Source organism: Sphingobacterium lumbrici (genome assembly GCF_006476045.1).
GTDB classification, from domain to species: domain Bacteria; phylum Bacteroidota; class Bacteroidia; order Sphingobacteriales; family Sphingobacteriaceae; genus Sphingobacterium; species Sphingobacterium lumbrici.
Map to the genome: position 1 here is coordinate 31,288 of NZ_SRZY01000005.1, position 16,043 is coordinate 47,330.

Here is a 16,043-nt window from a genome sequence, read left to right on the forward strand (position 1 = left end):
TAAACGCTAAATAAAATAATGATGATGAGTTTGAAAAATGTATTGGTCGGTATGGGCTGTGCTTTGCTGTTGATGGCGGGATGTAAAAGCAATGCGCAGTTGCCAACAGGGTTTATTCCTGAAAATATCAATAATGCAGTAGCACAGTATACGTTGCAGACTAACACAATAGAGGCTAGTGGCAAGGTGTTGAATCCGGGCTATATTAACAACAAAGGGGATGTGGTGTATGTCACTTATGAAGATTGGAGAAGTGGATTCTATCCTGGAAGTGTATGGTATCTGTATGCGCTTACCGGAGATGAAAAATGGAGACTGTTGGCCGAGAAATATACAGAAGCGCTGGAAGAGGTGCAACACTTGACTTGGCATCATGATGTAGGCTTTATGGTGGGCAGTAGTTATCTTAATGGATTACGCTTTGCACAGAAGGAAGCATATAAAGATGTTATTGTGCAGGCTGCCAAGTCGCTTTCCACTCGCTTTAGACCTGCTGCGGGTATTATTCAGTCTTGGAATACTGATGGTGGATGGCAAGCCAAGCGTGGTTGGAAATGTCCGGTTATTATCGATAATATGATGAATCTGGAGCTGCTCTTCGAAGCGACCCAATTGTCAGGTGATTCTTCCTTTTATGATATCGCTGTCAGTCATGCGGACAAGACCTTAGCAAACCATTTTAGGGCAGATGCGAGCAGTTTTCATGTCGTAGATTACGATCCTGAGACAGGTGAAGTCAGAAGTCACCAGACAGCGCAAGGGTATGCCCATGAATCGGCATGGGCGAGAGGGCAGGCATGGGCACTTTTCGGATATACGATGTGTTACCGTTACACCCATAATCCACTATACTTGGAACAGGCAAAAAAAATATATGATTTTATCTTTTCACATAATAATCTGCCGGGTGATCTGGTACCGTACTGGGATTTCGATGCCTTAAACATCCCCAACGAACCTCGTGATGCTTCGACAGCTGCCATTATAGCTTCGGCATTGTATGAAATGAGTACACATGAGAAAGAGAGTAAGTATAAAGAAACAGCTGATGAAATCATGAAAAGCCTCTCCTCTCCTGCTTATCGTGCGCAAGTGGGGAGCAACGGCAATTTTATACTTATGCACTCCGTAGGGAGTATTCCTCACCAATCGGAGATTGATGTACCGTTGAACTACGCTGACTATTATTATCTGGAAGCATTAGTGAGAAAGCGGGATCTGGAAAAATAAGCCATCCATCTATATATCTAACCTGATATCCCTTTGGGGTACCTTAAATCTAATTCTACATTATGAAAAAACAAAGAAAACAGTATACTTACAGGAAGCGAATATCCTTATTGCTACTGATGCTATGTTGCACGATCTTTGCCTTCGGACAGCAGTCGGCTATCGTAACAGGTAGGGTAATTGATGGGCAGGGAAAGCCGATTGTTGGAGCTAGTGTTTCGCTTAAAAAGAAATCGAACTCAGCGACAACAGATCCGGCAGGAAATTTCAAAATTACAGTAGAGGATGTCAACAGAGACATATTGGTCATTTCGTATATTGGCTTTGAGCCGATAGATCTGCCACTTGAGGGCAAGAGAAATGTGAATGTAACGTTGCAAGAATCCGCTACCGAATTGGAGGAAGTGGCCGTTGTCGCCTTTGGTGTACAGAAGAAAGAGACGTTGACTGGAGCGATCTCTTCGGTAAAGACCGAGGCGCTACTTCGCTCGCCAAATGCCAGTGTCGCCAACTCGCTTGCCGGTCAGATTACAGGACTATCTTCTAATGCTACATCTGGCCAACCTGGTGCCGAAGATCCTTCTATTTTTATCCGGGGGATTGGATCTTTAACGACTGCGGCATCTGCCCCTCTCATATTGGTGGATGGTGTAGAGCGTTCTTTTTTTCAGATGGATCCCAATGAAATTGAGCGTGTGACCGTCTTAAAAGATGCCTCAGCGACCGCTGTTTTTGGGGTACGCGGTGCTAATGGAGTTATTATGGTTACGACCAGAAGAGGTAAAGAAGGCAAGGCCAAAATTGATTTAACTTCTTCGGTCGGCATGACGCAACCCACCCGTATGCTCGAAATGACGGACAGCTATAACTTCGCGAGGCTGTATAACGAAATGAGAGGGCATGATGGTCAAGAGCTTACATTTGATGACTATGAGTTGGAGCGTTTCCGTTTGGGGGACGAGCCAATCCTTTATCCAAATGTGAATATGCGGGATTATATGATGCAAAAGGCCTCTGCACAGACGCAACACAATATTAACATCTCAGGAGGAACAGACAATGTAAAGTACTTTATATCGACAGGTTTTCTGCACCAGAATGGATTGATGAAACAGTTCAAAGAGCTTGATTACAACAATAATTACAATTATGCGCGCTATAATTACAGGGCTAATATGGATATGGACCTTTCCAAAGCCACAGTTCTGAAGTTGGGATTAGGTGGAATTGTCGGTCAGCGTCATGAACCCGGCCCTGCGGGCGGAGGTTCCGGAATATTCAAAATGATGAATTTGACCCAGCCTATGGCCACTCCGGGGATCATAGATGGGAGGCTGGTATTACAAGATCGTAATAAATTCTCTCCGGTATTGATGGACAATATAGCGCTAAACAGTATTTATGGAAAGGGATATTCAGATATAACCTCCAATACAATGAATATGGATTTGGCCCTAACCCAAAAGTTAGATTTCATGACGAAAGGACTATCAGCCGAGGTGAAGGGCGCTTACAATACAAACTATTCGTATGCAAAGGATAGAAGACGCACTTATGTAGAGACATATTATCCTTATTATCAGTCTTTTCTGGAAGGGGTGCATACGGAGATAGACCATCCAATAGGAGATGAAACTGGTTATAATAAGGATATTGCCTATAAAATAGCGAATACAGACGGGCCTTTGGGATTTGATGAATCTACCGGACGAGGACGTGATTGGTATCTGGAGGCAAGTCTCCGGTATAATCGCTCATTTGGCGGACACAATATTGGCGGATTGTTGCTTTACAATCAGAGCAAGAAATATTATCCAAGCCAGTATATAGATGTACCTTCAGCTTATGTTGGGTTGGTAGGGCGTATGACTTACGACTACAAATCCCGGTATATGGCTGAGTTTAATTTTGGATATAACGGTTCCGAAAATTTTGCTCCAGACAAACGATATGGTGCATTTCCTGCAGGATCTGTCGGCTATATCTTAACGGAAGAGGGCTTCATGAAAAACCAAAATGTAGTGGACTTCCTGAAGATGCGTGCATCGGTCGGATTGGTTGGTAATGACAATATATCGGGCAATCGATTCTTATACCTATCAGACTCCTACAATATAGATCAGGGAGGATTGAGTACTGGTTGGAAGGCGCCGATGCATGGTTATAATTTTGGCTCAGATGCACGGGTTCTGTGGAACGGAGCTTTTGAGAGTCGAATCGGAAATCGCAACGTCACCTGGGAAACAGCATTAAAACAAAATTATGGTCTCGAAATACATTTCTTAAAGAGCCGACTAAAGACAACAGTCGATGTTTTCTACGAAGACCGGAAAGATATTTTAATCAACCGCAGCACAATTCCGGCGCTTATTAGTCTTACCTCGGGGATACTACCGGTGGTCAATATGGGGAGAGTTAAAAACCAGGGGTACGAAATTGAGTTGAAATGGAATGATCAGATAAATGATTTTCGTTATTGGGTAGATGCCAATATGTCGTATTCTAAGAACAGGATCATTTTTCAGGATGAAGTGGAGCCCAATGAACCATATTTATGGCGTACAGGAACATCTGTCGGTACTGTTTTCGGATACATAGACGAGGGGTTTTATACGAAAGATGATTTTGAAGACTTGGGTACCGGCAGGTTAAAGGAAGGGTTGGCAGATCCGAAAGTGAAGGTTGCTCCCGGCGATGTGAAGTATCGTGACTTGAATAATGATGGCATCATTGATACGGACGATCAGCAGTCGATAGGTTATCCGACAATACCAGCGTATACGTTTGGATTCAATTATGGTGCGGAGTATAAGGGATGGTTTTTGACGATGAACTGGACTGCGGTGACTGAACGATCATTGGTGCTGAACGATCAATTTCGCAGACCTTTTTGGGGAGGGTTGATGGAATTTCATAAGGAAAGCCGTTGGACGGAAGATCGTGCAGATATTGCGACTACCCCTCGATTGTCAAAGAATAGTGAAGAACACAATTCAAAGCAATCTACGATGTGGTTGCGTGACGGTAATTACCTGAGGCTAAAAACAGTTACGGTGGGATATAACTTTGCGAACAGACCGGCATTGCAACGTCTCGGGATCTCTTCATTGGGACTGAGGCTAAGTGGATACAATCTGTTGACTTTCGATAAGTTTAAGATTATTGATCCGGAGTCCTTACCCACTCAATTTGACACCTACCCACTGTCAAAAATCTATAATCTTGGTGTTAATATAACCTTTTAAAGAACAGAATTATGAAAATGAATAGCATTATTATAGCATTTACTGCAACGGCAATATTCTTCGTTGGATGCGATGATCTGAAGTTTGGTAATTCCTTTCTGGATAAGCCGCTAGGTACGGACAATACAATAGATACGGTTTTTTCAAATAGAAAATATGCAGAGCAGGCTTTGGCAGAGGCTTATCATTCATTGCCGGATTATCTTCCACAGGACGGCAGGCTTGGATGGTCTACCCTTGAGACATTGACCGATCTTGGGGATAATGTAAAGGATGGCAGCAGCGGAGGTTACTATACCGGACAGGTAACGTCCTCGTCGGGTACCGGACTTCCTATTCGTCTTACTCCCGGAGGAGACGAATCTGCGTATACAGGACCTATATATGGCATCCGTAAAGCATGGATCTTCATTGAAAATATAGATCGGGTGATTGATATGACCATTGAAGAGAAAAATATCCGTAAAGCGGAAGCAAAAATGATTATCGCTTATCACTATGCCCAGATGTTGAGATATTACGGAGGAATGCCATGGATAGGCCACGCGTATAAACCCGATGATGATTTCCTGTTTGAACGCATGAGTGTGGCAGAAACTGTAGATAAGATTCTTCAGCTGACAGGTGAAGCAGCTCAGGTATTGCCCTGGAACACGAGTGCTGCCGATGCAGGTAGGATGACAGCAGCAGCAGCTTTGGGACTTAATGCGCGGGTTCTTTTATTTGTTGCTAGCCCCCTTTTTAATAGTGCACAGCCATTTTTGTCGGGCGAAGCTTCTTCTGCCCACTATACATGGTACGGAGATTATCAGGTGTCGCGTTGGCAGGCCGCATTAGATGCCGGGTTAAATTTTTTAAGAGAGAATAACAAAAATGGAAATTTTTATCATTTAGTCAATACGGGCAATCCAAGGGAAGATTTTGTTTCCGGTTATTTTAACAGACATACAGGTGAGACATTGATTTCGTCACATCGCTGGGCCTTGTGTACTAGCGAAAAAGCTATTCAGCAGATTAAGTTTGGTATCAGCAATCCCACAGGAAATTATGCAGATATGTTTGAGTGGCGAGATGGAGCTCCATTTGACTGGAATAATCCCATTCATAAGGCTAATCCATTCTTTGATCAAGATGGAAAACCTACCCGTGATATACGGATGTACGAGACATTGATGGTCAACGGCGACAAATTTCAAGGACGTCCGTTAGAAGGCTATACCGGAGGTCGTGAGGGGTGGAACTCCATTGCGCCAAATTTTCAAAAAAATGCTTACAACGGATACGGGATGCGCAAGTTTCAGCGCGATTTGGCTAGTGAACGCAACGGTAAGCCCTATCAGTGTCCATTATTGCGTATGCCCGAGCTTTATTTGAGTATCGCAGAAGCAATGAATGAATTAGGAAAGGCTGCTGTGAAAGATGAATTTGGACGTGATGCTTATGATTATGTGAATTTGGTTAGAAACAGAGCAGGAATGCCGTCTTTGGATCAAAGCATTGTTGTAGGTCAAGAGCATCTTAGAGAGGCTATTTTACACGAGCGTGCTATAGAATTTGGATTTGAAGAAGTTCGCTTTTTTGATATCAACCGATGGAAACGGTACGATCTTCTGAATGTGAATTATCACCGTTTGGAAACGACTAAAACAGTCAGCGGTGAATTTACGTATGAATTTAAGCCGTTGTCGCGTAGTCGAACCTGGATAGAACGTTGGGAGGATAAATATTATCTGGTGCCATTGCCGCAAGCAGAGATCAACAAGAAGTATGGACTTGTTCAAAATCCGGGCTGGTAGGAAAGAAGAAAAAATAATCTTAAAGAACTTGAATAATCATGAATAAGAATTTATATATAGCCATTCTCTTGGTCTTCTATTCTGTTTCGACAGTGGCCCAGAGTACGGCAGTACGGCAGGATACGCTGTTATCAGGTGCAATCTCAACGGAAGAATTTCGGAAGACTAAAGCGACAACCACGATCACGTCCGAAGCGTTGGATAAGAATGCGACACCTAATGTGTACAATACACTCTATGGACTTTTGCCAGGCCTTAGTGTGATGCAAAATACGGGATGGGACGACAATGCTACGCTGATTGTTAGAGGTAGAGGGTCCTTGAACGGCATAGCACCTTTGATCGTAGTGGATGGTTTTGCACGTCCCATGGAATTTTTGAACCTTCAGGAAATAGAGACCATATCGGTGTTAAAAGATGGTGCCGCCACAGCTAAATGGGGAGGACGAGGGGCTAATGGCGTAATTGAAGTCACTACGAAGAGAGGAAAACGACAAAAGATGCGGATTGGAGCAGAATATAAATATGGACTGGGCGTGCCTGTTAACCAACCTCGGTTTGCTGATGGGTATAGCTATGCAAATGCACAGAATGAGGCATTGCGGCTTGATGGGTTGCAACCGCTTTATGGAGAGCAAGCGTTGGAGGCATTCAAGACAGGAAGTAATCCCAACATCTATCCCAATACAAATTGGATGGATGAAGGGTTGAGAGATTTCTCTAAAAATAGTCAACTGGACTTGACATTCCGGGGAGGGGGAGATCGTCTTCGGTATTTTACAATGTTGGGGTACAAAAATGATATGGGGATATTGAACCCCAATTATACACAGTATTCTAATCGATACGATGCACAGATGAAGAAGTACGATTTGAATCTGCGGATGAATCTGGATGCTGATGTGACACCTACTACTACGGTACAGGTTTCACTCTTAGGCATGATTCGTCAGCGAAATCGTCCAGATGCTACGGAAGCAACTCTTTTTTCAAGTCTATATGCAACACCATCTGCTGCTTTTCCGGTACGGACATCCAGGGGGATATGGGGAGGAGATAATGTGCGTAAGCTCAATCCGATCGCCCAGATAGCAGATATCGGTTACTACAGGACCGATCAGCGTATGTTACAGGCTGATTTGCGTTTGAAGCAGGATTTAAAATTTATTACACCCGGACTGCGTGCGGAAGCAGCGGTTGCGTACGATAATAATGCTACCTATAAAGAAAATGGGAGTAAAAGTTATCGCTATGAAGTGAATACCTTGGTGATGAATTCGGATTTCGGACACTATGAAGAGCATACTCAAAGATTTGGAGATGATAGTGCGCTGAAGGTAAGTAACGGGGGCTTGGCGAGTCAATACCTAAGGTCCAACATCGAAGCCAAATTAAGTTATGATTATGCAGTTGGTAAACATGTATTAGCTTTTGCTGCATTGTACAACCAATGGTCGTATGTCTCTACGGGACGAGCGACCAGTAAGTATAGACAGTTTGTTACCGCGACCGGAGGGTACAGCTACGCGGATCGTTACTTAATAGATGTATTGGTAAATCGTTATGGTACGAGTGTGCTACCCAAAGAAGATCGTTTTATTACCTATCCGGCAGTATCGGCGGCATGGGTAATTTCCAAAGAACAATTCATGGCGCCACACACTCAGATAGGGCTCTTAAAACTAAGGGCATCTTGGGGTCGTTCCGGTTACGACGACTTTGAGTATTATTTGGATAGACAATATTGGCAAGGTAGCGGATCCTATTATTTTCAAGATGGCAACGTGAGTACAGGTGGTATCACCGAAGGACGCCTGCCTGTGACCAATGTGATGTGTGAAATGTCTGACAAATATAATGTCGGTCTTGATATGCAGATGTTCGGTAAACTTTCATTAGCAATAGATGCATACTACGACAATAGAAAGAATATTCTGATTAATGGATCGGACTTGGTTTCTTCGATGTTAGGTGTTTCTGCATCCAATATGTTTGCTGGGAAGGTAAAAAGCCGGGGTTTGGACGCGGGGTTGATATGGAAAGATCAGAAAAATGCTTTCAACTATTATGTGGGAGGGACTTTTTCGTTTGTTAAAAGCCAAGTGTTGGAAAATGGAGAAGGATATCAGCCATATCCTTATCTTTCAGCAAAAGGTTATCCCATTGGGCAGACATTTGGATTGGAAGCGATTGGCTACTTCGATGATGAACAGGATATAGCAAATAGTGCCAAACAAGTGTTTTCGGCTGTACGTCCGGGAGACATCAAATATAAGGATCAAAATGGGGATCAGTTAATTGATGTTAATGATCGCATAGCTATAGGGTATTCTTCTTCTATACCAGAGATTTACTATGGTATTAATGCCGGAGTTGAGTGCAAGGGATTTGGGATAGATCTGTTGTTTCAGGGAGTCGGTAATTATAGCAAGATGCTGAATGCAGCCAATGTATATTGGCCACTTCGTAACAATACCAATATTTCGACGTGGTATCTAGAAGACAAAATACGCTGGACGGAGGAGACCAAAGACATTGCGAATGTCCCTAGATTGACAACACAGGATAACGCTAACAATTTTCAAAACAGCACCCAGTGGCTGGTAAATGGAGCTTATCTAAAATTGCGGAATGTCAATATTTATTATAATCTGCCGAAGCCAATAACCAGCAAATTGGGTTTCCAAAAGCTGCAGGTATTTGTCAGGGGGAATAATTTATTCTCACGGGATCATGTAGATTACCTTAATAGCGAAGACTTAACCGTCAATTATCCAGATATATCATCCGTATATATGGGTGTAAATGTTAATTTCTAAAAATTGAGTAACATGTTTAAGAAATATTTAATATTGATCTGTGCGGCAACGTCCTTTGCGAGCTGCAGTTTTCTAGATTTGGAAGAAGATACCAATATGCAAAAAGAAGAAGCGTATGGTTATTTTGACAATATCAAAAGATTGGCAACCTATGTTTATACTTTTTTGCCACAAGATTTTGGTGTTATTGGCAATGCCACGCGAGATGCTGCGACGGACAATGCCATATATACCTGGGAAAATAGCAAAGTTTATGATATCTATAACGATGTTTGGAACCCGAATAACCCGATCGATGATAGCTTTAACCTTTATACAGGGATCCGTTCAGCCAACTCTTTCTTGGAAAATTTTTCCTTGAAGGATCTCGAACGCTTTAAGTGGGAAGACAATTATAAAGAAAATGTAAAGCAAGCAGAAATGCTTGTACACGAGGTACGAGCTTTACGTGCGTTTTATTATCTTGAGCTGGCCAAACGATATGGGGGGATACCTCTGCTGACTCGTACATATACCGATGGAGAGATCAATTCAGTAGAGAAAAGTTCTTTCAGCAGTATCATTGAATTTATTGTGTCGGAGTGTGATGCCGTTATTCCCGAATTGCCTGTTTCTCATAAAGAATTTTATAATGAGACCGGCCGCGTAACCAGGGGTATGGCCATGGCCGTAAAGTCTAGGGCCTTGCTTTATGCAGCAAGCAAATTACATAATCCAGGGAATAATAAGGATCTATGGAAAAAAGCGGCGGTTGCGGCATACGATATCATCAAGAGTAACAACTATTCGCTGCCAATCATTGATCAGGATCCGTTGTATCACGCTAACGGAGGGAATGAAGTGCTAAAATCTTCGCAGTTGATTTTCGAACGTCGTAATGGAGATAGTAACACGTTTGAGAGCAACAACCTGCCGATTGGATTTGAGGCCGCCAACAGTGGAAATACGCCGACTCAAAATCTTGTAGATGCCTTTGAAATGGCTGATGGGACTGCTTTTGATTGGGCAAACGATGCACATACGACCAATCCCTATGCCAACCGCGATCCGCGTTTTTACAGGAATATCGTTTACAACGGATCTACACTGATGAATATTAAAATTGAAACCTTTGAAGGAGGGAAGAATGCTTACCCCATAGTCGGAGCCACACGAACCGGGTATTACCTCAAGAAATATATCAATGAATCAGTATCCCTGTCGCCCACACAGCCAGTACGGAAGCCGCATCATTTTATTATTTTTCGTTATGCTGAAATCCTGCTGAATTATGCCGAAGCGATGACCGAATGGCAAGGAGCGGATTATGTGGACGCTGATTTACAGTTGTCGGCACGTCAAGCGCTAAATCTTGTGCGTCAAGCGGCTAAGATGCCAAATATAGTAGATAGCGGTACTGATTTTATGAAACGTTTACGCAACGAGCGCAGAGTGGAACTAGCGTTTGAAGACCATCGGTTTTGGGACATTCGCCGTTGGATGATCGGAGAGGTTGTAAAAGATATCTACGGAGTAAAGGTACAAAGAATAGGTGGAGCAGATATATATACACGAGTTAAGATACAAGAACGTATCTGGAAAGAGAAGATGTATCTGTACCCTATTCCTATGCAAGAAACGTATAAAAATCCGAATTTAGGACAAAATCCAGAGTGGTAGTTTTGTAGGGGAGGGCTCAAGAAAATTTCCATTTAAGTAATATAAACTAAATTTTAGACAATAACATTATGAGAAAAATACATTCATTTATATTGTGTCTTTTTATAGGTATAGTTTCATGTTCAATAGAGAAACCAGAAGATGATATAGAAATAATCAATGACAAGGAAGAGAGGAGTTTTTCAGTTACCGGTTTAGCTTCCTTTGCCGGTATAGGCGAAAAGAAAACGATAGAAGTTAAATCGTCAGGATCATGGTGGATTTCTTCAGATTCCCGTTGGGTAACCTTTACCCCTTCGGAGGGTAAAGGCAATGCCTCAGTTGTGGTGGGTACAACATACAATTTCGGGGATGCACGGTTTATAAATGCGTATATCGAAAATGGTGTTGATCGATTGTCCATCGAGGTGACGCAAGAGAAAGCAAAAAAACAGGCAACCCAAAAAAGAGTGGGAGACCCTGATGTTACATTTGATGTTAATAAAGTTGATGAAAATTGGCCACAAATGGATACTTGGATACGGGCGGGCGTAGAAGGAGGTATTCCCTTTCTGGCCAACAAACTAGCAGAAGTCAAGCAGATTTTTGATAGTAATACAACTTCTGCCGAATTAGCCACTGCAGTTATCGACTTGAAAAATAAAGGAGGTGGGGTCATTCTTTTAAAGAATGGAAGTTATAATTTTACAGGAGGGATACGGATGTATAATAATATTACGATCATTGGAGAAAGCCGTGCAGGAGTGGTTATAAATCTGGACGAATCCATGACGAAAGGTGTTGTTTTTGATTTTTATAATTCTATCCGTTCCGGATTGCGGAATTTGACAATAAAAGGAAGCTGGCTCAATGAGGATGGAAATAATTATCCTAAATATCCATGGATAGGAAGCGTTAATGAGATGGAATTACCCGGTAATGAAGTTATTTCCATTAGTATTGGAGGACCTAATGCTGCTAACAATTATGTAGACAATGTGGAAATTATTAATAGTGCACGCCACCCTTTACTAGTTGGAGGAAAGCACAATACGATACGGGATGTCCGCATATCGGGTTGTTTTAATAAAGGAGGGAGTTACAATGGTTATTTTCATATTGGAGGCGAAATCAACTTAGTGACAGGGTGTAATGTTACGCAGATAAGGCATGTTTCAATGCAGGATCCCAGTTCCAGAATGAATGTATTGTATGACAATGATTTTTATCAAGAAGTGTCTTTTCACAATAATGACGGAGGCGATAATCTGGTAGAAAACAATCGGATTTGTCTGCCAAAGGATATGGCAGGGGTTTATTGTTCGATCATGGGACCATGGTCATCCCAGCATCAAATTGGCGGAGTTAATTATATTTATAGAAATCATATTCAAGAAAATAATCATGCAGAAAAGACCCCTTGGTCAGATCCACTTACGGTTTACGAAGGACCTTGGGAGGTAAAACCGAAGGACTTGTATCTCAATTTTACACCTTCGAAAAAAGCACTACCTCGCGGGGGGACGCTATATCCGGTTATATTAAATTAATAAAATTGTGGAACTTTATAGACTCAGCAGGGGATTAATATATGATTAAACTCAACAAGAGGGAAAATATGAGGGTATTTCTAATGTCGGTATGTGTGATGGCTATGATGGTCCATACACCGGTTTGTGCGCAAGAACACGAAGCCCGGCTCGCGAAGGAAACTTATGAAAGATACTATAAAGAAGCGCGTGCTGTACATTCGTTAGTGAAAGAGAACGGAATTGAAACTTACAGGGCATATTTTTCGAAAAACCCATATCGATGCGTAGACGATTACAGGAAGCATTTTCAGGTAAATACAAAAACATTGGGTGAAAATGGCTCTTTTCTGGATCTGAGTGATGATGAAGCGGTGCAGGTTAAAACCGGAAATCAGGCTGTAAATGAAGGATCGATTATGGAAGCATATAATCGACTGTGGAATATCTCGGAAGCTTTTCGCTCCGGGGATTTGAACATAGTACAAGACAGTGAAGTGTGGCGTAGATGCCTCCGGGCTATTGTGCATTATGGCGAGTTGGAAATCCGAAGACCTAATAATACGTCTCGATTTCACTCCTCCTGCTTTGCGATGCCTACAGCGGCAGTCAATATCTACTTTTGCCATCTTGCACAAATGGATGCGGTAGAAAAAGGGATGATAGAAGATAAAGAGCTTCAAGCCGCCTGCGATATGTTGAAGATTATAGGCTTACAGGCTTGGACACAACCATTTCGTAATGATGAGACAGATAAGAATGTCGTTCAGTCGGCTCGGTTTCGTAACCATGTATGGTGGGTAGGTGGCAATGCATTGGGTTATCGACCACTACTCCCCGTAGCATTTATGTACCGATCCATTCCAATGGTGGATGTCCTTGCTGAGGTTAGTCAAAAGGGGATCAGTGCTACTTCTCAACACACTTATGACGAGTCTTTTTGGAATGAAGGATTTACGGCAGACGGTGCGGGGTGGGGGCATGGCATGCAATGCCTGATTTGGGGATACCCTATCGATGGTACGTTAAATGCCTTGAATATACTGAGTCTGCTGCAAGGATCTCCGTGGGAGCAAAAATTGAGCAGACAGAATGTTGATGTATTGATGAATTATTTCAGAGGGAGTAACTACTATTATTATAAGGGATTCAATTTGCCGTGTTTAGATCGTTCTTCTATGGAGTACAAGCCATATCCTGAGGCGATTAGCTATCAAGGTATGCTCAGGCAATTGCTAAGCAACTGGCAGAGCTCATTCGATTCAGCGGAGTTTGAAGAGATCAAACAACTGTATGCCGAAACGCAGAAAAATGAGATCTGGATGGGGCATTCTGAGGTGTACAATGGTACCCGTTGGTTTTACAATAATGATGATTTGATCAAGAAGAATGACCGTTACCACATCATTGTAAATATGGCTTCTGTGCGTGTTGATGGATTGGAAAGTGCACATACATTTGCGGATGCCTATAATTATTATACTACCGATGGAGCAACTATGTTTCAGAAATCGGGTGACGAATACCGGAAGGCATTTGGCGCTTATGATGTCACTGCATTTCCCGGAGTAACGGCCAGGGAAGGGATGGATAGGCTGAACCCGGTGACTAATTGGAGGGGCTATACGAGTAAGCATAATTTTGCAGGGGCAGCTACCGGCGGTAGTGACAATGCGGTAGCGGGTTATATTTTTGAAAAGATGGATGCCTCTGAAAAGCAGAATGTAAATGATAAGGGGAGTAGTCGTGGTAGAGATGAAGTATTATATGGTGTAAAAGCTTATAAGTCTTATTTTATGATGGGAGACTATATGGTGGCTCTTGGTGCAGGAGTCACGAATCTTACGCCCGACGTTACAGGTAATATTCGCACGACGATCGACCAAACAGAGCAGTGTGATAGCGTGTATCTATACAAAGGCAGGAGGGTAGATTGGGTGATGCAGAAGGGCAAGTTTGCATATTCGGTCCTTCCGCAATATAAGAAACAGATGCAGTACGTGACTGAAGAAAAAGCCACGGATTGGATAAAGATGAACCCCTCAAATATACGGAATCAAGATCTTCCGGAAAAGGTCAAAATCTTCCGTGTATGGATAGATCATGGGCCGAAACCGATCGATGATACTTACGGCTATGTCGTATATTGTGGAAATGGAATGCCAGACCAAAAATACCCTTTTGAGGTACTTCGTAATGATACACTGGTGCAAGCGGTGAGGTCATTAGATAAAAAGGTGATAGAGGCAGTCTTTTATGACGCAAAGGCAGTTCTGAAAGTAAAGGGAGAGAAGCTTTCGGTATCGGCTCCATGCGCGGTATTGATAGAACAGGTCGGTTCGCTGGTGAAACTTTCTGTGACAGATGCCCTCATGGACAAGAATCTTAAAAAGATTACGATCGTATGGAACGGTAAGACATATTCTTGCGAGATGCCTCAAGGTGAGAATTGTGGAAAACCAGCCGTGATAAAAATATGAAATCAGAAGGGAGAACATTTTTAGGTAGCTTCTGTGTCTCCATCATAGAGGCAATATTGACAAAGTATGAGGGAGAAAAGGACAGCGGAACTGTCTGCTCTGATAAAACAGGAATATGAGAACAGCCATCAGATATATGGAAGTCCACGCATTACCCAGAAACTGAAGAAAAAGAACAAGCTGGTATCCAGGTCGTATGTGGCTCGGCAAGATCGATTACTATTTCCCGCGTGATCTGAACAAAATACTGCTTGCCTCCAAGGGCAAACGTAGGAGTTAGCGTAAGAAACGACAGGCAGTTTGTTTCAGACGACATGTAGTCTGCCCCGAACTACCTGTCGTTTGCGTACAAGTACAGGGAGTTTTCTATAGACTGCCATGAGGTCATTGCAAATACCGGTTAATTTATGAAAAACTACACTTAGTGTCCGGCAGGCTACCATGAGTTTATCACAAAGTACCGGCAACTGATGAATAAATGCCCTACGTTTTTTAAAAACTGCTGTAAGTTTATCACAAACTATTGGCAGTTTGCCGAAAACTACCATGAGATCTTGGTAATCTGCCATGAGTTTACAGAAAACGACATACAGTCTGTCGCAGACTGTATGTCGTTTTTGGAAATATACCCTCATGTACCACAGGTGCACTCGGTGGCAGATGCTGCACAATGAAAACCCCCTATGTGATCGTGCATCGGGGGTTTTCATTGTGCAGGCTATCCGTGAGGAGATGAAAGGCAAATTTATCATTCAAATTGCCAGCGTGTTACATGTTTCCTGTAAAAAACTTTGTGTGAAAGCTTGGAAGTAATATTAAAAAGTTTCTATCTTTGCACCACTCCGCAAGGGAGGAACGGTCCGGAAGGGCATGAAAACAGGGTGGAAGGTTGGTATTCGGAATAGATGAATGCGATACCTGAAAACGGGAGAAATAAAAAAAAGTAATTTTTATTTTGGAAGTTTAAAAAAGATTCCTACCTTTGCAATCCCAACGGAAACGAAGGGGTTAAAAAAAATAGATAAGAAGAGCCGTCAGGCTTTGAGATAAAAGCAGAAGCGCGATGCGGATGCGAAGAAAGTTCTTTAAGAAAATGATCATGTAACGTAACGAGTAGCTGAATATTTTTAGCGAAAGTTAAGAGTAAAAAGTTAGCAATAACAAGAATCAGCCAAGCCGGTTCGGGATAGATATAAAAACAAGACAATTCTATTTATTATAAATAGTCTTGATCTTACACTTCATTTTACAATGGAGAGTTTGATCCTGGCTCAGGATGAACGCTAGCGGCAGGCCTAATACATGC

At 42.4% G+C, this 16,043-nt stretch carries 9 protein-coding genes; all 9 read left to right on the forward strand.

All coding sequences use genetic code 11. From position 1 onward, the window contains the following. The first annotated feature begins 24 nt into the window (after positions 1–24). The 9 genes from E4F24_RS01260 to E4F24_RS01300 all read left to right on the forward strand — a co-directional run bounded on the left by E4F24_RS01260 (position 25) and on the right by E4F24_RS01300 (position 15,550). The gene (locus tag E4F24_RS01260) at positions 25–1,230 is read left to right on the forward strand and encodes a glycoside hydrolase family 88 protein (protein WP_235891127.1); all 1,206 of its coding nucleotides are present in this window, start codon (positions 25–27) and stop codon (positions 1,228–1,230) included. Between the two features lie 62 nt (positions 1,231–1,292). After that, positions 1,293–4,475: a SusC/RagA family TonB-linked outer membrane protein gene (locus E4F24_RS01265; RefSeq protein ID WP_140936795.1), complete on the forward strand. Its 3,183-nt coding sequence runs from the start codon at positions 1,293–1,295 to the stop codon at positions 4,473–4,475. 17 nt (positions 4,476–4,492) lie between these two features. Beyond that, the gene (locus E4F24_RS01270) at positions 4,493–6,271 is read left to right on the forward strand and encodes a RagB/SusD family nutrient uptake outer membrane protein (RefSeq protein ID WP_216629108.1); all 1,779 of its coding nucleotides are present in this window, start codon (positions 4,493–4,495) and stop codon (positions 6,269–6,271) included. Positions 6,272–6,309: 38 nt separating this feature from the next. After that, positions 6,310–9,090: a SusC/RagA family TonB-linked outer membrane protein gene (locus E4F24_RS01275; protein ID WP_140936797.1), complete on the forward strand. Its 2,781-nt coding sequence runs from the start codon at positions 6,310–6,312 to the stop codon at positions 9,088–9,090. A 12-nt stretch (positions 9,091–9,102) separates the two neighbouring features. Beyond that, complete coding sequence (locus tag E4F24_RS01280; RefSeq protein ID WP_140936798.1) at positions 9,103–10,749, forward strand: RagB/SusD family nutrient uptake outer membrane protein; 1,647 nt, start codon at positions 9,103–9,105, stop codon at positions 10,747–10,749. A gap of 68 nt (positions 10,750–10,817) precedes the next feature. Next, complete coding sequence (locus E4F24_RS01285) at positions 10,818–12,278, forward strand: BACON domain-containing protein (protein ID WP_140936799.1); 1,461 nt, start codon at positions 10,818–10,820, stop codon at positions 12,276–12,278. A 68-nt stretch (positions 12,279–12,346) separates the two neighbouring features. Continuing rightward, positions 12,347–14,737, forward strand: a complete 2,391-nt coding sequence (locus tag E4F24_RS01290; RefSeq protein ID WP_216629109.1) for a polysaccharide lyase family 8 super-sandwich domain-containing protein — start codon at positions 12,347–12,349, stop codon at positions 14,735–14,737. Between the two features lie 66 nt (positions 14,738–14,803). Next, positions 14,804–14,971, forward strand: a complete 168-nt coding sequence (locus E4F24_RS14090; protein ID WP_140936801.1) for an IS3 family transposase — start codon at positions 14,804–14,806, stop codon at positions 14,969–14,971. Positions 14,972–15,304: 333 nt separating this feature from the next. Further along, positions 15,305–15,550, forward strand: a complete 246-nt coding sequence (locus E4F24_RS01300; RefSeq protein WP_140936802.1) for a hypothetical protein — start codon at positions 15,305–15,307, stop codon at positions 15,548–15,550. Positions 15,551–16,043 lie beyond the last annotated feature (493 nt).

Bases quoted from the DNA above. Each gene is read 5' to 3' on its own strand.
- E4F24_RS01260 (WP_235891127.1), top strand. From the start codon at position 25: ATGAGTTTGAAAAATGTATTGGTCGGTATGGGCTGTGCTTTGCTGTTG.
- E4F24_RS01265 (WP_140936795.1), top strand. From the start codon at position 1,293: ATGAAAAAACAAAGAAAACAGTATACTTACAGGAAGCGAATATCCTTA.
- E4F24_RS01270 (WP_216629108.1), top strand. From the start codon at position 4,493: ATGAATAGCATTATTATAGCATTTACTGCAACGGCAATATTCTTCGTT.
- E4F24_RS01275 (WP_140936797.1), top strand. From the start codon at position 6,310: ATGAATAAGAATTTATATATAGCCATTCTCTTGGTCTTCTATTCTGTT.
- E4F24_RS01280 (WP_140936798.1), top strand. From the start codon at position 9,103: ATGTTTAAGAAATATTTAATATTGATCTGTGCGGCAACGTCCTTTGCG.
- E4F24_RS01285 (WP_140936799.1), top strand. From the start codon at position 10,818: ATGAGAAAAATACATTCATTTATATTGTGTCTTTTTATAGGTATAGTT.
- E4F24_RS01290 (WP_216629109.1), top strand. From the start codon at position 12,347: ATGAGGGTATTTCTAATGTCGGTATGTGTGATGGCTATGATGGTCCAT.
- E4F24_RS14090 (WP_140936801.1), top strand. From the start codon at position 14,804: ATGAGGGAGAAAAGGACAGCGGAACTGTCTGCTCTGATAAAACAGGAA.
- E4F24_RS01300 (WP_140936802.1), top strand. From the start codon at position 15,305: ATGAGTTTACAGAAAACGACATACAGTCTGTCGCAGACTGTATGTCGT.